The following is a 14,887-nucleotide window of genomic DNA, read 5'->3' on the forward strand; positions in this document are numbered from 1 at the left end:
TTATAAGCTGTATATCACTATACGAAACAATAAAAGCAATTTATCAATATATCCCTATTATAAGTTTCGTACATCCCATTCTAACGGGTGTTCAACTTCCCAAACGAAAGTGAGAAGTTCAACATTCATTAGAATGCTTCCCCTCTATCCGATGAAGAGAGGAAGCTTCCCTATTTATGCTTTTTTACGCAATTGTTGATTAATCATCATTAAATCGTACGTTAAACAAATCGGTTTACAATTTACAGGACACGGAACAATTTGCGCTTCGATTTCAAACACTTCGCGCAATGTCTCACTTGTCATAACTTCATCTGGAGTGCCTTGCTTAATGAGCTTGCCAGATCTTAACGCGATCATATGATCAGAAAAACGAGAAGCGTGATTCAAATCGTGAATAACCATAACAATTGTACGGCCTTCCTCTTGATTTAACTTCTTCAATAAGTTTAATACTTCTAACTGGTGAGCCATATCTAAATATGTTGTCGGCTCATCTAATACAAGTAAGTCTGTTCCTTGCGCAAGCGCCATTGCAATCCATACTCGTTGACGTTGACCACCTGATAATGCCTCTGCTGGTCGATGCGCAAACTCTGTCATCCCTGTCACTTCAAGGGCCCAATGAATATAGCGATAATCTTCTTCTTTCAACGTTCCAAATCCTTTTTGATGCGGAAAACGACCATATGAAACAAGTTCAAACACAGTAAGGCCTGTTGGCACTTCTGCAGTCTGTGGTAAAATCGCCATTTTTTTTGCAATTTCTTTTGTTGGCTGTTTCTCAATTGCTTTTCCATCCAGATAAACAGTCCCTCGTTTTGCTTTTAAAATACGAGAAGCTGTCTTTAACAATGTGGATTTCCCGCATCCGTTTGGTCCAATAATTGTCGTGATCTTTCCTTCGGGAATTTCCACTGATAATCCATCAATAATTAATCCTTCATTGTAGCCAACGGATACCGAATCAACTGCTAAAGTCACCATTCAAAACGCGCCTCCCTTTATTTTGTCCTCATAAGTAAATAAATGAAATATGGTGCACCAATAACAGAAATAACAAGACCTACTGGTATTTCTGAAGTTGTGAGTACACTTCTAGAAATCAAATCTGCAAACAATAACAGAAAAGTTCCAATTAATGCTGCTGTCGGTAACATAATTTGGTGCTTCCCTCCGACAAGGCGCCTTGCTAAGTGTGGTGCCATCAATCCGATAAACCCAATTCCACCTGCAACAGCTACAGATGCACCAGCTAAACAAACAGCAATAAATAATAATTTACGTCTTTCTTTCTCAACATTGACACCGAGACCGACTGCCGCTGCATCACCTAAATTCATGACATTCAGTACATGAGCCTTTCGGATTGCAATCGGTAAAAAAATGAGCATCCATGGAAGCACACTTAATACAAACTTCCAATCCGTCCCCCATAAACTACCTGCTAACCAAATCGTTGCAAAGCGAAAGTCATTCGAAGTCATCTTCATGGAGAAAATTAAACTAACCGCTCCAAATCCTGCTGCCACTGCAATCCCAACAAGAATAAGACGCGTTGATGAAACGCCATTTTTCCATGCAAGTGTATAAATAATAACTGCTGCCAATATCGCACCAACCAAAGCAAAAAATGGAAGGATGAATACGGATAAGAACGTACCGGTTCCTACTTTTCCAAAGAAGAAATAGACGAAAACTACAACTGTCAATCCTGCTCCAGCATTAATACCGATAATTCCAGGGTCAGCAAGTGGATTTCTTGATAAACCTTGCATGATTGCCCCTGATATCGCTAATGCTGAACCCACTAAAATAGCAATAACCATTCGAGGCATACGAAATTCAAATAAAATAACGGATTGCTCTTCAACCCCTAATCCTACTAACGATTTCAATACATCTATCGGCGGTATTTTAAATGTCCCTGTATTTAAACTAATGAAAAATACGGACACAATTAACCCCGCTATAATCGTTAAAACAGAAATGTTCTTTTTTGTTAAAATACTTGTCCTCACATTTTTCCTCTCCCTTCATTACGAGCTAAGTAAAGGAAGAATGGAACACCGATTAAGGCTGTAATCGCACCAATTGGTGTTTCAAATGGAGGATTGATAATGCGAGATAACATATCTGCACATTCAATTAATAAGCCACCTAATACAGCGGAACATGGAATGACCCATCTATAATCAGACCCAACGAGAAAGCGTGTCATATGTGGAATCACAAGACCTACAAACCCGACTGATCCGGCCATCGATACGGCTGATCCTGTTAAAACAAGGACAATTACAGTTCCAATAAATTTAATTAAAGTTGTATTTTGTCCAAGTCCGATCGCAATTTCTTCACCGAAGCTTAAGATTGTAATGTATCTAGACATTATAATTGCTAGAACAAGACAAACAAGTCCAATTGGTAACAACATATTAATACTTGCCCATTTCACCCCTGAAACGCCACCTGCATTCCACATACTTACTTCTTGAGCGAGATTAAAATAAAGGGCGATACCAGATGAGATGGCACCAAGCAGGGCGCTAATTGCCGCTCCAGCTAGCGCTAACTTAACAGGTGTTAGTCCTCCTGGTGAGGAAGCTCCCACACCGTATACAATACTTGCACCAAATGCCGCTCCAACAAACGAAGCAATCACAAACATTAAGTATGGTGAATTTGGAAAAAACGCATACATAATCGCAATTCCAAATACTGCTCCATCTGTAATTCCCATTAAAGATGGCGATGCAAGCGGATTTCGCGTCATCCCTTGCATAATTGCTCCTGATACTGCTAGAAACGCACCTGCAACTACGCCTCCAATTGCTCTTGGCATGCGAAGCTCCCAAATGACATTATGATGTGTCAATAAATTATCGAATTGAAAAACAGCTTGCCATACCGTCTTTAAGCTAATATCTGCAGCTCCAAATGAAATGGAAACTGCCATGCTTATAGCCAACAAAATCGTGCCTGCTATTAAAATAATAGAAGCAATAAGCGGTCTGCTCTTAATCTCTTTTATATTTACTTGCTGCTCTATACTCCTCGCACTTGCTCCCATCCCTCAACCATCCTAACCAATAATATATGTAACAAAATGAGATTGATTCTCAAGAAATAATAAAAAGAATATTGACTTCCTTACTTTTTTGATAATGATTCTCATCATCATATTCCTTATTCTACCTAGCGCTATAAAAGGCTGTCAACTATTATTTTGCAATATACAATTACAAGCATTCGAATCGAACTGCCATTTGAATATAAATAAGAGGAAGAGTGAAACGCTCACTCTTCCTCTTATTTATTTAACTTTGCTTCAATTTTCTTAATTAACTCGTCTTCATTAGGTGCTGCAACTGGACGATTGTTTACAAAAGCGAATGATTTTTTCCGACCCGGTCCACAATAAGATTGGCATCCAATTTCAATACTTGCACATGAATCTATTTTTTTGAGCTTCGGTATCAACGTTTTAATGTTCGTTGCTTGGCAATCATCACAAACGCGAAATTCGTTTCCCATTTTATATAACACTTCCTCTATTTTAAACTTTTCACAAGTACATTTAACCTAAACACTAAATGGTATTTTACCGCTCTTTGAAGCTGGATGCAAGTTTCCTCTATCGCTTTGCACAGCAGAAAACCTTTGTTTTATTTTTTACCTTTCCCTACGTAAATCACCTTCATTCAAACCTTATACCGTATCCCCAGCAAAGAGACGAAATAAATCATCAAAATCTACCATAATTTTAAAAGCTTTGTATAAAAGCTGTTCTTTTTGCCCAATATAAAAATAGGAAGTTCATAAAAAGAAAGGGAGTTGAATCTATGAAAGTAAGACAAGATGCTTGGACAGATGAGGATGATTTATTACTCGCCGAAACAGTCCTCCGTCATGTTCGAGAAGGAAGTACACAGTTAAATGCATTTGAGGAAGTTGGAGATCGTTTAAACCGGACATCAGCAGCTTGTGGGTTTCGTTGGAATGCTGTCGTTCGCTATAGCTATGAACAAGCTCTTCAGTTAGCAAAAAAACATCGCAAAGATAAAATGCGAGCTGCTGGCGGTGAACATGCAAAAAAACGTCTACTCTATACACCGCCAACTCCATCAGTAATAACGTCGCATGAGGAACAAGCAGTACAAGTACCATCAACTGCTTCTGAATCTTCTATCACAATGCAAGATGTCATTCAATTTTTACAAACAGTAGGATCTTCCAATGTGAAAGTAACCGCACTCGAAAACGAGAATACGAGATTAAATCAAGAATTAAAAAAGCAAATCCTTCGCAACGAAGAATTAGAAAAGAAACTGGAAAAATTAGAAAAACAATCGAATACAGTGCAAGAAGATTACGAAACACTGATGAATATTATGAATCGTGCTCGTAAATTGGCACTGATGGACGAAGAAGAACGCACGCAAACCTCTTTCCGAATGGACCGAAACGGTAACTTAGAAAAAATTGCAGAATAAAAAGGATGCGAATAAGGCATCCTTTTTATTCTGCAATTAAATTTCCGTATTTCTCTCTAATTGATCACATTCTCTTTCATCACTATATCTCCAACCATCCTAGCCCCAGTAAGATTCTTTTACAATCTCCCCCGCAACCTTTTTTTGCTATAATAAAGATTGTCATTTTATAGATAAGGGGTTAATGATATGAGAAATTCCCATTCGATTTTATCTCAACCAGAGTGGCGCATTATTGATCAGTCTAGTTTAGGGCCTACGTTCCATGCTCTGCAATCATTTGCAATGGATGATACGCTATGTACAACAATTGGAAATGGTGCTTCAGCTTCAACAATGCGCTCTTGGGTTCATCACAATACAATTGTTCTCGGAATCCAGGATTCAAGGCTTCCTCATTTACAAGAAGGAATTTCTTTCTTAAAAGAGCAGAATTTCAATGTCATTGTCCGCAATTCCGGCGGACTTGCAGTCGTACTTGATGAAGGAGTTTTAAATGTATCACTTTTATTCCAAGAATCTGATAAAGGTATCGATATTGACCTTGGATATGATACAATGTGGCACTTAATTAAAGAAATGCTAAAAGATTACGATGTAAATATTGAAGCAAAGGAAATCGTCGGCTCTTATTGTCCTGGAAGCTATGATTTAAGCATTCATGATCAAAAATTTGCTGGTATTTCACAGCGCCGTATTCGCGGAGGAGTAGCTGTACAAATTTATTTATGCGTTACAGGGAGCGGCTCTGGGCGCGCAGCTCTTGTTCGTGATTTTTACAATATAGCAATTCAAGGAGAACAAACAAGGTTTACGTATCCTAACATTGTACCAAGTACAATGGCTTCATTATCTGAATTACTAGGTGAAACAATTACTGTTCAAGACTTAATGCTGCGCCTGTTAAAAACATTGCAACAGTTTGCACAAAAGTTAACTCCTTCACAACTAACAGTAGATGAAGTTCCATTATATGAGATGAACTTACAGCGCATTATTGATCGTAATAATAAAGCGCTCGGCCTTGAGAAATAACGAAAAAAGCCCCGCTTTAATAGGCGGGGTTTATCATTATAGTGCTTGAGCTGCTGTAATTAACGCTAGCTTGTACACTTCTTCTTCGTTGCAACCACGAGATAGATCGTTTACCGGCATATTTAAACCTTGTAAGATTGGTCCTACAGCTTCAAAGTTACCTAGGCGTTGAGCAATTTTGTAACCAATATTACCAGCTTCTAAGCTTGGGAATACGAATACGTTAGCGTCACCTTTTAAAACAGAACCTGGAGCTTTCTTCTCAGCTACAGATGGTACGAATGCTGCATCAAATTGGAATTCTCCATCTAATGTTAATTCAGGAGCCATTTCTTTTGCAATACGAGTTGCCTCTACAACTTTTTCAGTTTCTGGAGATTTCGCAGAACCTTTTGTAGAGAAGCTTAACATTGCAACGCGTGGGTCGATACCGAATAATTCTGCCGTTTTTGCGCTTTCAATACCAATTTCAGCTAAGTCTTGGCTGTTTGGTGCAATGTTAATTGCACAATCAGCGAATACATATTTCTCATCTTCACGTACCATAATGAATACGCCTGAAGTTTTTGTAACGCCTGGTTTTGTTTTAATGATTTGAAGTGCCGGACGAACTGTATCTGCTGTAGAATGAGCTGCCCCACTAACTAGACCGTGTGCTTTTCCCATATATACAAGCATTGTGCCAAAGTAGTTTTCGTCTTTTAAGATTTTACGAGCATCTTCTTCTGTTGCTTTCCCTTTACGACGCTCAACGAAAGACGCTACCATTGCATCCATTTCTTCATATGTAGCTGGATCATAAATATCAATGCCTGCTAATGTTAAATTCAGGCTAGCAGCTTTTGCGCTAATCTCTTCTTTATTACCAACTAGAATTGGTTTTACAATTTCTTCTTTTGCTAAACGCTCTGCAGCGCCTAAAATTCTTTCATCCGTTCCTTCAGGAAGTACGATAGAAATGCCTTTTCCTTGAACCTTTTCTTTTACTGTTGTAAATAAATCGCTCACGAATAAACCCTCCTACAAATATTAAAAAACTCTACCTTTAAGAATACTTCTTTTCACATATATTTTAAACTTATAGCTCCTAAAAAATAGGGAAAAACAAAATGATTATATTTTCATAAAATTCGGCCTTGTTAAATATCAGTTCACTCTTATTTCTATCATCTTACAATGTGACAATTTTATGCACCCAAGCGTTACATAGGTGAATTTAAAACTATATATGCTATAGTTAACGTATAAAATATCATTAACTGAGGTGAAAGAAATGAGTGAAGCAGCAAAAACATTAGATGGTTGGTATTGTTTGCACGATTTACGTTCTATCGATTGGGTATCTTGGAAAACATTATCTAGCGAAGAACGTGAGCAAGCAATCGTTGAATTTTTAAATATAATTGAAAAGTGGAATAAAGTAGCTGCAGAAAAACAAGGTAGCCATGCAATGTATACAATCGTTGGTCAAAAGGCTGATATTATGTTCATGCTACTGCGTCCAACAATGGAAGAGTTAAATGAAATTGAAACAGAATTAAATAAAACAACATTAGCTGAATATATGATTCCAGCATATTCTTATGTATCTGTTGTTGAGTTAAGTAATTATCTTCCAGCTGATGAAGATCCATATCAAAACCCTCAAATTCTAGCACGTTTATATCCTGAATTACCAACAGCAAATCACATTTGCTTCTATCCAATGGACAAACGTCGTCAAGGTAATGATAACTGGTACATGCTTCCGATGGAAGAACGCAAAAAACTTATGTATAGCCATGGTAAAATTGGTCGTCAATATGCTGGTAAAGTACGTCAAGTGATTACAGGTTCCGTTGGCTTTGATGATTACGAATGGGGTGTAACACTATTTGCTGATGATGTCCTTCAGTTTAAGAAACTCGTATACGAAATGCGTTTTGATGAAGTAAGTGCACGCTACGGCGAATTTGGCACATTCTTTGTTGGAAACATTTTACCAAGCGAAAAAGTAACAAGCTTTTTACATGTATAAGAAAACGAAAGCCTGTACCAAAAAGCCTTACATACTGATCTTTTGGAGACAGATTTCTTCTTATAATGAGATAAGTCGTTTTAGAAAAAATAATGAAAAATATTGAATGTAAAACGGGAGGCAGGGGATACCCCTTCCTCCCATTTTACATTTCTTCATAACAAATAGACCTACCCATTTTTTTATATCTTTTCATATTCCATTAAAATCCTCATTTTTCGGCAATTTTAAATTAAAATAGAGAAAGTTTTGTCAAAATCCTCACAAAATCATGCTAGAATGATACAAGCTATATGCTAATAACGATGCGAAGGTGATTATGTATATGAGGAAAATCTTATCTATTTTACTAGCTTTTCTATTGTTATTTTCTTCCTTAGGAGCAACTAACTCCCATGCAGAAGAAAACATACATATAGAAGCTGCTGCTGCTATTTTATTTGATGCAGACACGGGAAAGGTACTACATGAACAAAATCCCGATGAATTACTAGCTGTTGCGAGTATGTCGAAATTGATGGTTGTGTATGCTGTTTTAGAAGCAATTAAAGCAGGAAAGATTACTTGGAATACAAAAGTAAATATTTCGGACTACGCTTACGAAGTATCGCGTAATAATGAATTTTCTAATGTTCCATTTGAAAAGGGAAGACAATATACAGTGCGAGAATTATATCACTCTATTGTTATCTTTTCCGCAAATGGATCTAGCATTGCACTTGCTGAACTTCTTGCAGGAAGTGAAAAAAACTTCTTAAAGCTTGCTGATGAATATGCCAAAAAACTAGGGTTAAAGAAATATAAATTTGTAAACGCGACAGGGTTAAATAACGCTGATTTAAAAGGAAAACATCCTGAAGGAACCGATCCAAATGGAGAAAATTCCTTATCAGCTCGCGATATGGGTATTCTAGCAAAAACACTGATTACAAAGTATCCAGAAATGCTAGAAGATACAAAACAAAGGTTTCGAAACTTCCCTGATAATCACCCAAAACCAATTCGAATGGAAAACTGGAATTGGATGCTCCCTGGTGCTGCCTTCGCTTATGAAGGAACAGATGGATTAAAGACGGGAAGCTCTGACACAGCGGGATATGGTTTTACCATTACAGCAAAACGTGGCGACTTACGCCTTATTTCTGTCATTATAAAAACAAAATCAATGGATGAACGTTTTACAGAATCTCGCGAATTAATTGATTACGGATTTCGTAACTTTGAAAAGAAAAAGTTAACACTAGATAAAAACAATACGATTTCTGTCGTAAAAGGAAAAGAAGATGCCGTATCTATAGCACCTGAAAAGGAAATAGAAGTTGTCACAAAAAAAGGAAGTAAACCACCTTACAAAACTTCAACCGAGGCTATTCCTTCACTTGCTGAAGAGGGAAAGCTAATTGCTCCTATTAAGAAGGATGCGAAAGTAGGTTCAATTGTCTTAGAAACAACCGATCGATATGGATTCTTAGATGGTAGTAAACAGCTGAAAGTTGCGGCTAAAACAACTGAAGAAGTGGAAAAAGCGAATTGGTTTATATTAACGTTGCGATCCATTGGTGGTTTCTTTTCAAACATATGGGCAAACACATTTGAATCATAAAGGGCTGGCAAAGTGCTAGCCTTTTTTATTATTTTCCTCCCTTTACAGTTAAAATTCTCCTTCTTAAAACTTTGTTTGGTTGTCATATCTGCTTCCTTTTCCTCATACGTATGAACTAGTAATTGTTCTAAACTTCATCCAGAAATAAACCTCTTTCTCTAATGCATTCCAAACAGAGAGGTGAGACATAATGACTGTTATTTCGCATACAGAAGAAGATGTGAAGTTATTAGCTAGGCTAATGCGTGCCGAAGCTGAAGGTGAAGGGAAACAAGGTATGCTAATGGTTGGGAATGTTGGGGTAAACCGTGTTCGTGGAAATTGTTTAGACTTTAAAAACATACGAAATTTACGTCAAATGGTTTATCAAAGACCTGGTGGATTTGAAGCAACTCAAAAAGGCTATTTCTATCAACGAGCACGCGAGCAAGATATTGCACTTGCCAGACGGAATATTCAAGGTCAGCGTTTTTGGCCTGCAAATTTTGCATTATGGTTCTTTAGGCCTGAAGGTGATTGTCCACCAACTTGGTATAACCAGCAAAATTCCGGCCGTTTTAAAAAGCATTGTTTCTTTCAACCTTCCAGTGCAGATTGTCCAAGAGTGTATTAAAGAATAAACTGAGGAGGGATTTTTGAATGGCACAGCAACAAAATCCATACTACGGAACAGGTTTTTATCAACCTTCAGGAGGTTATATGCAACAACCACAGCAACAACAAATAATTCCGCAACAACAGCAAGCTTTGCAGCAACAAGCTGCACAAGCACAATATGCAATATCTCAAGGAATGCTTCCATTAGAGCAATCCTATATCGAAAATATTCTTCGCTTAAATAAAGGGAAACAAGCGACTGTCGTTATGACATATGAACGCAGTAGTTCTTTAGGGACTCAATCTTATACTGGTATTATTGAGGCTGCTGGGCGCGACCATATCGTAATTAGCGAACCACAGTCTGGAAAACGCTATTTATTGCTTATGATTTATTTAGATTACGTTGAATTCCCCGAAGAAATTACGTATCTACCTAGTCAACAAGCGACTTATGCTCCAAGATAATAAACAAAGCTGGCAAATGCCAGCTTTGTTTTATAATCCTTTTACAACTGCAGTTCCTAATAAAATCCATCCTACAATAAACGCGACACCGCCAAGAGGAGTAATTGGTCCAAAAAACTTAATGCCAGTTATACTTAATGCATACAAACTTCCAGAAAACATAATAATTCCGGCTACCATAAACCAACCTGCTGCACTTACAAGAGATGACTGAAGTTTATCCATTAATAATGCAACAATCAACAATCCTCCTGCATGGAACATTTGGTATGTAACCCCTGTCTTCCACACTTCTAACATTTTAGCGGAGACTTTGTTTTCTAAACCATGTGCGCCAAAAGCCCCTAATGCCACTGATAGTCCTGCTGCAATACAACCTAATAAGAAGAAAATTTTCATAAGAATTCCCCTTTTTATCTTTATGATAAGAAATTTTTACATATAAGCCAAACGTTTTACCCTTTAAAAATCAAATAAGGAACTTCCGTTTGCATCTTCTTCTTTCATATATACAGGTTCCCCAGCCGATACTGTCGTTACTTGTTGGGTTACTGGCGCTGCCATCGGATGAGATGAAATCACTTGTGACTGTAATTTCGGTTCTACATACACACTTGTTTCAGTCTGTTCATCTAATAGTAAATCACATAGTGCGCGAACAACTGACAAATGCTCCTTCACCTTCTGCCCTTCACTCCCTTTTGCTTTTGCAATCTCATTTGCCATTTTATTTAAAATTTTGTCACTAGACACTTGCATACATCGTCACCTCTTACTTTCTATTTCTTTCTTAAATTGCTCCAGCCTCTCTACCGGACCAAATACTATTATCATATCACGTTCTTGTAGTTTTTCCTGTCCGGTCGGATTATGGATCATATCTCCATTTCTTAAAATCGCTAAAATGGTGACATCAAATTGGTTTCTCACGTTACTTTCCAGCAATGTTTTTCCAATCACAATCGCATCTTTTCCGATTTGAAACTCTTCTATTGCAAAGGATTGTTCTGTCCCATATAGCACTGTATCAATATAATGAACCGCCAATGGATTTGCAATACCTTTTGCAATATGAATTCCAGCCATACTGGATGGATTGATCACTTTATCCGCACCAGCGCGACGTAACTTTTCTTCCGTTTCTGGCTTTTCAGCTCTAGCCACAATTTTGATGTTACGATTGAGTCCTCTTGCTGTTAACGCAATAAATACATTTTCAGCATCATTGGCAACAATCCCTACAAGCCCAGCAGCTCTCTTAATTCCAGCTTTCATTAATATTTGATCTTCCGTAGCATCACCATGTACATATAAAATTTTTTCTTTTTCTAGTACTTCTCTATCTTTATCGACCACAACAAAAGGAACTTTCTTTTCCTGTAATTCATGTACAACTTGAAGTCCTACTCTACCACAGCCACATACAATGATATGATCTTTTAATCCCGCTATTTGTTTATCCATTTTCTTCCTCCGAACTGCATGAAATAAATTGCCCTCTATAATCATTGCCGCTACTACCCCAATGGCATATGTAACAATCCCTACTCCAATAGGTATAATTAAAAGTGCAAAAATTTTCCCAGCTTGTGTTACTGGAATTGCATCTCCATACCCTACTGTTAATACTGTAATCATTGTCATCCAAAAAGCTTGAAACAAACTAATTTCTTCTATTACCATAAATCCAATTGTTCCAAGTATGACAACAAAACACATACATATAATCGCTATTAACAATTGCCTGCGTGCATTCATATGGTTCCTCAACTCCTTTCTCAATCTACAAATCTTTGCCAGATAAAATAAAATACATATATACTAGAAATGGAATCTATGAAAGAGGTCGATATCATGAAAACATTTCTTTCTGCCCTGCAGTGGGCACTATTTATTTTAGCCGGTAGCCTAATTGTACCGATTAGCGTTGCCACCAGTTATGGACTGGGTGGTACCGAAGCAATTGCTTTTATACAAAGGACATTATTTGTTCTTGGATTTGCAGGCTTATTGCAAGCTCTGTTTGGCCATAAGCTACCTATTCAAGAAGGTCCGGCCGGCCTTTGGTGGGGCGTCTTCTCTCTTTATGCAAGTTTAGGTATCGTACTATTCGGATCAAACATTGAAACGCTCCGCGTCTTACAATACGCTTTCCTATTAAGCGGTATGATTTGTATTATTCTTAGTGTTTTTGGACTTATTGATAAGCTCGTTCATTATTTTACACCAACCGTAATCGGAACGTATTTATTTCTTCTTGTTGCACAGCTGAGCGGTGCTTTCTTAAAAGGAATGTTTGGGCTGGATGGAAGTCATACGAAAGTGCAAATAAACGTATTTATTCTCTCACTTGTTGTTATTGTACTATCTTTTTTCATTATGAAGCTACCTATTATTGGGCAATATTCTGTTCTGTTTAGTATTGTCTTCGGATGGGTTTTATTTGCTTGCTTCGGTTTATCTAATCCGATTCCGCCTGTAACAGAGATCATTCAGCTTCCATCTATATTTGTTTTTGGATCACCTCGTATTGAATGGAATATGGCAATCACAGTTCTGTTTGTCACACTACTTCTTCTTACAAACATGTTAGCAAGTATTCGCGTTGTTCAAAAAGTAGTTTCCCAATACGAAGAAAATGCAGTACAAAATCGCTTCAAGCAAGCTGGTATTATAACAGGTATCAATCAATTATTAGGCGGTCTATTTTCATCGGTAGGACCTGTAGCTATTTCAGGATCAGCTGGTTTTATCGCAACAACAAATATTTATAAGCGAATTCCTTTTATATTAGGATCAAGTTTTATTATTCTAATTAGCATATTTCCAAAGATTACTTCATTCTTTGCAGCTATTCCTATCGCCGTTGGATACGCAGCCATTTATCCCGTATTTGCAAGTATGATTGGCCTTGCCTTTCGTGAATATGATTCAGTACAAAATAAAGAACGTCTATTTCGCGTTGCTGGGTTATCGCTCTTTACTGGAATTGGAGTTATGTTTGTACCACCAGAGGCATTCTCCGTCCTTCCACCCGTTTTCGCATCATTTTTTAGTAACGGTCTCGTCCTTGGCTCCGTTATGGCCATTTTACTTGAAGTTCTATTTTCTCGTTCAAAAGACAAACAATTTTCGTAAATAGCAGAACTTCTATTATTACACTCTACTTTTCAAGTTGCTACGATAGTCATAAAATATCATGGGCATATCGCCCTTGATATTTTATACTAACAATGTAATTACCTTTTCGTTATGCAAGAAGAAGTTTGACGTCTTACGATTTGCTTCTTCATATTTTTATCTCTAGTAATGTTATTTATTATTCCGATACAGAAAGGAACTTTCTATATGTCTTATAAAATGATTGTTTTAGATTTAGATGATACTTTATTACGTGATGATCACACGATTTCAGAGCGTACAAAGCGAGCTTTAATGACAGCTCAAGAACAAGGTGTTAAAGTCGTACTTGCTTCAGGACGCCCAACATTTGGTATGCGTCATATTGCGAAAGAACTTCGTTTAGAAGAATATGGAAGCTTTATCTTATCATTTAACGGTGCAAAAATTATTAATTGTAAAACAGATGAAAAAATATTTAGCAGTACGTTATCACCTGAAATCGTTCACAATTTATATGAGATTAGTAAAGAAGAAGGTGTCTGGATTCACACATATATAGGTGATGATATTATAACGGAAGAAAATAATCCCTATACAGAAATCGAAGGACAACTTACAGGTATGCCAATTATCCAAGTAGATAACTTTGTCGCGGCTGTACAAGAACCTGTTGTAAAAGTATTAATGAATAAAGAAGCAGAGCGCCTGATTGAAGTAGAGAAAAAACTCCAAAAACAATTAGAAGGAAAGCTAAGTGTTATGCGTTCCAAACCATACTTCTTGGAATTCACAGAAGCTGGTGTTACAAAAGGAACAAGCTTAAACCAACTTATCCAAAAGCTTGGTATTAAGCGCGAAGAAGTCATTGCAATAGGTGACAGCTATAATGATCAGACAATGATTGAATTTGCTGGCCTTGGCGTTGCAATGGGCAATGCTCCAGATGATATTAAAGCCATCGCAAACTATGTAACAGATACAAATATGAACGATGGTGTTGCAAAAGTAGTTGAGAAATTTGTACTAAAAAATGAAGTAATTGCTTAATTTCATCATTCATCCCCTCCCTTTGAAGTCAAATATTTCAAAGGGAGAGTTTCTTTAAATATAAGAGATTTTGTGAAGATATTTCGAACTTTACAATATTATCATAGTGCAAACTTTGTTTTTGTATATAATGAAACAAAAAAGACTATTTTATTTTGGAAACGAATACAAATTTATTATATACAAGCTTATATTTAAGGAGGCTATCTCATGTTATCTACACCAGTTGGACGATTAAGAGCAATCGGATTTGTCGAAGGGATTTCTTTTCTATTACTATTATTTGTAGCGATGCCATTAAAATATTTTGCAGGATTTGCAGCAGCTGTGAAAATTACAGGTATGGCTCACGGTGTATTATTTATTTTATTTATCTTTGCAGTCATTCAAGTAACGATTGCAAACCGTAAATCTATTTTATGGGTTCTTGGTGCACTTCTTGCATCCGTTATTCCGTTTGGCACATTCGTACTAGATGCAAAATTAAAAAATGAACAATAAAAG

Annotated in this window: 17 protein-coding genes; 9 read left to right on the plus strand and 8 right to left on the minus strand. The window is 37.0% G+C overall.

The features are described 5' to 3' along the window. Positions 1 to 174: 174 nt before the first annotated feature. The 4 genes from BCER98_RS19645 to BCER98_RS19660 form a co-directional block, all read right to left on the minus strand. Positions 175 to 987: an ABC transporter ATP-binding protein gene (locus BCER98_RS19645; RefSeq protein ID WP_012096345.1), complete on the minus strand. Its 813-nt coding sequence runs from the start codon at positions 985 to 987 to the stop codon at positions 175 to 177. A gap of 17 nt (positions 988 to 1,004) precedes the next feature. Beyond that, positions 1,005 to 2,021, minus strand: a complete 1,017-nt coding sequence (locus tag BCER98_RS19650) for a FecCD family ABC transporter permease (protein ID WP_012096346.1) — start codon at positions 2,019 to 2,021, stop codon at positions 1,005 to 1,007. Continuing rightward, a complete protein-coding gene (locus BCER98_RS19655; protein ID WP_012096347.1) occupies positions 2,018 to 3,070 on the minus strand; it encodes a FecCD family ABC transporter permease in 1,053 nt (350 codons plus the stop codon). Before BCER98_RS19655 ends, BCER98_RS19650 begins: the two co-directional genes overlap by 4 nt. A gap of 239 nt (positions 3,071 to 3,309) precedes the next feature. Continuing rightward, the gene (locus BCER98_RS19660; protein ID WP_012096348.1) at positions 3,310 to 3,534 is read right to left on the minus strand and encodes a DUF1450 domain-containing protein; all 225 of its coding nucleotides are present in this window, start codon (positions 3,532 to 3,534) and stop codon (positions 3,310 to 3,312) included. A 308-nt stretch (positions 3,535 to 3,842) separates the two neighbouring features. Between BCER98_RS19660 and BCER98_RS19665 the strand changes: the two genes are divergently transcribed. Then, positions 3,843 to 4,493, plus strand: a complete 651-nt coding sequence (locus tag BCER98_RS19665) for an RsfA family transcriptional regulator (protein ID WP_012096349.1) — start codon at positions 3,843 to 3,845, stop codon at positions 4,491 to 4,493. A 189-nt stretch (positions 4,494 to 4,682) separates the two neighbouring features. After that, entirely contained in the window at positions 4,683 to 5,528 is an 846-nt protein-coding gene (locus BCER98_RS19670; protein WP_012096350.1) for a lipoate--protein ligase family protein, read from the plus strand. Positions 5,529 to 5,564: 36 nt separating this feature from the next. Here BCER98_RS19670 and pta read toward each other — a convergent pair whose 3' ends face one another. Beyond that, on the minus strand, positions 5,565 to 6,536 hold the full coding sequence (gene pta / locus BCER98_RS19675) for a phosphate acetyltransferase (RefSeq protein ID WP_012096351.1): 972 nt from the start codon (positions 6,534 to 6,536) through the stop codon (positions 5,565 to 5,567). A 265-nt stretch (positions 6,537 to 6,801) separates the two neighbouring features. Between pta and hemQ the strand changes: the two genes are divergently transcribed. From hemQ to gerQ, 4 genes are all read left to right on the plus strand, one after another. Further along, positions 6,802 to 7,545 carry a hydrogen peroxide-dependent heme synthase gene (gene hemQ / locus BCER98_RS19680; RefSeq protein WP_012096352.1) on the plus strand — a complete coding sequence of 248 codons (744 nt, stop codon included), beginning with the start codon at positions 6,802 to 6,804 and terminating at the stop codon, positions 7,543 to 7,545. Positions 7,546 to 7,864: 319 nt separating this feature from the next. Continuing rightward, positions 7,865 to 9,148, plus strand: a complete 1,284-nt coding sequence (locus tag BCER98_RS19685; protein WP_041810150.1) for a serine hydrolase — start codon at positions 7,865 to 7,867, stop codon at positions 9,146 to 9,148. Between the two features lie 190 nt (positions 9,149 to 9,338). After that, on the plus strand, positions 9,339 to 9,761 hold the full coding sequence (locus BCER98_RS19690) for a cell wall hydrolase (protein WP_012096354.1): 423 nt from the start codon (positions 9,339 to 9,341) through the stop codon (positions 9,759 to 9,761). A gap of 26 nt (positions 9,762 to 9,787) precedes the next feature. After that, positions 9,788 to 10,213 (plus strand): spore coat protein GerQ, encoded by a 426-nt coding sequence (gene gerQ, locus BCER98_RS19695; RefSeq protein ID WP_012096355.1) that lies wholly within the window; start codon positions 9,788 to 9,790, stop codon positions 10,211 to 10,213. A 30-nt stretch (positions 10,214 to 10,243) separates the two neighbouring features. On the opposite strand, the gene BCER98_RS19700 is transcribed toward gerQ, so the two are convergent. The 3 genes from BCER98_RS19700 to BCER98_RS19710 all read right to left on the minus strand — a co-directional run bounded on the left by BCER98_RS19700 (position 10,244) and on the right by BCER98_RS19710 (position 11,971). Continuing rightward, positions 10,244 to 10,612, minus strand: a complete 369-nt coding sequence (locus BCER98_RS19700) for a DUF423 domain-containing protein (protein ID WP_012096356.1) — start codon at positions 10,610 to 10,612, stop codon at positions 10,244 to 10,246. Positions 10,613 to 10,675: 63 nt separating this feature from the next. Further along, positions 10,676 to 10,972 (minus strand): YwdI family protein, encoded by a 297-nt coding sequence (locus tag BCER98_RS19705; RefSeq protein ID WP_012096357.1) that lies wholly within the window; start codon positions 10,970 to 10,972, stop codon positions 10,676 to 10,678. Positions 10,973 to 10,978: 6 nt separating this feature from the next. Beyond that, entirely contained in the window at positions 10,979 to 11,971 is a 993-nt protein-coding gene (locus tag BCER98_RS19710; RefSeq protein WP_012096358.1) for a potassium channel family protein, read from the minus strand. Between the two features lie 96 nt (positions 11,972 to 12,067). Here BCER98_RS19710 and BCER98_RS19715 point away from each other — a divergent pair, with 96 nt between their 5' ends. The 3 genes from BCER98_RS19715 (at position 12,068) to BCER98_RS19725 (ending at position 14,884) form a co-directional block, all read left to right on the plus strand. Then, the gene (locus BCER98_RS19715) at positions 12,068 to 13,351 is read left to right on the plus strand and encodes a purine/pyrimidine permease (protein ID WP_041810153.1); all 1,284 of its coding nucleotides are present in this window, start codon (positions 12,068 to 12,070) and stop codon (positions 13,349 to 13,351) included. A gap of 210 nt (positions 13,352 to 13,561) precedes the next feature. Continuing rightward, a complete protein-coding gene (locus BCER98_RS19720) occupies positions 13,562 to 14,383 on the plus strand; it encodes a Cof-type HAD-IIB family hydrolase (RefSeq protein WP_012096360.1) in 822 nt (273 codons plus the stop codon). A gap of 210 nt (positions 14,384 to 14,593) precedes the next feature. After that, entirely contained in the window at positions 14,594 to 14,884 is a 291-nt protein-coding gene (locus BCER98_RS19725; protein ID WP_012096361.1) for a DUF3817 domain-containing protein, read from the plus strand. The last annotated feature ends 3 nt before the right edge of the window (positions 14,885 to 14,887 follow it).

It is taken from the genome of Bacillus cytotoxicus NVH 391-98, assembly GCF_000017425.1.
Taxonomy (GTDB): Bacteria; Bacillota; Bacilli; order Bacillales; family Bacillaceae_G; genus Bacillus_A; species Bacillus_A cytotoxicus.

Excerpts from the sequence above, each read along its gene's own strand:
- BCER98_RS19715 (WP_041810153.1), top strand. The coding sequence starts at position 12,068 with ATGAAAACATTTCTTTCTGCCCTGCAGTGGGCACTATTTATTTTAGCC.
- hemQ (WP_012096352.1), top strand. The coding sequence starts at position 6,802 with ATGAGTGAAGCAGCAAAAACATTAGATGGTTGGTATTGTTTGCACGAT.
- BCER98_RS19685 (WP_041810150.1), top strand. The coding sequence starts at position 7,865 with ATGTATATGAGGAAAATCTTATCTATTTTACTAGCTTTTCTATTGTTA.
- BCER98_RS19645 (WP_012096345.1), bottom strand. The coding sequence starts at position 987 with ATGGTGACTTTAGCAGTTGATTCGGTATCCGTTGGCTACAATGAAGGA.
- BCER98_RS19720 (WP_012096360.1), top strand. The coding sequence starts at position 13,562 with ATGTCTTATAAAATGATTGTTTTAGATTTAGATGATACTTTATTACGT.
- BCER98_RS19670 (WP_012096350.1), top strand. The coding sequence starts at position 4,683 with ATGAGAAATTCCCATTCGATTTTATCTCAACCAGAGTGGCGCATTATT.
- gerQ (WP_012096355.1), top strand. The coding sequence starts at position 9,788 with ATGGCACAGCAACAAAATCCATACTACGGAACAGGTTTTTATCAACCT.
- BCER98_RS19725 (WP_012096361.1), top strand. The coding sequence starts at position 14,594 with ATGTTATCTACACCAGTTGGACGATTAAGAGCAATCGGATTTGTCGAA.
- BCER98_RS19660 (WP_012096348.1), bottom strand. The coding sequence starts at position 3,534 with ATGGGAAACGAATTTCGCGTTTGTGATGATTGCCAAGCAACGAACATT.
- BCER98_RS19705 (WP_012096357.1), bottom strand. The coding sequence starts at position 10,972 with ATGCAAGTGTCTAGTGACAAAATTTTAAATAAAATGGCAAATGAGATT.
- BCER98_RS19665 (WP_012096349.1), top strand. The coding sequence starts at position 3,843 with ATGAAAGTAAGACAAGATGCTTGGACAGATGAGGATGATTTATTACTC.
- BCER98_RS19690 (WP_012096354.1), top strand. The coding sequence starts at position 9,339 with ATGACTGTTATTTCGCATACAGAAGAAGATGTGAAGTTATTAGCTAGG.
- BCER98_RS19700 (WP_012096356.1), bottom strand. The coding sequence starts at position 10,612 with ATGAAAATTTTCTTCTTATTAGGTTGTATTGCAGCAGGACTATCAGTG.
- BCER98_RS19655 (WP_012096347.1), bottom strand. The coding sequence starts at position 3,070 with ATGGGAGCAAGTGCGAGGAGTATAGAGCAGCAAGTAAATATAAAAGAG.
- BCER98_RS19710 (WP_012096358.1), bottom strand. The coding sequence starts at position 11,971 with ATGAATGCACGCAGGCAATTGTTAATAGCGATTATATGTATGTGTTTT.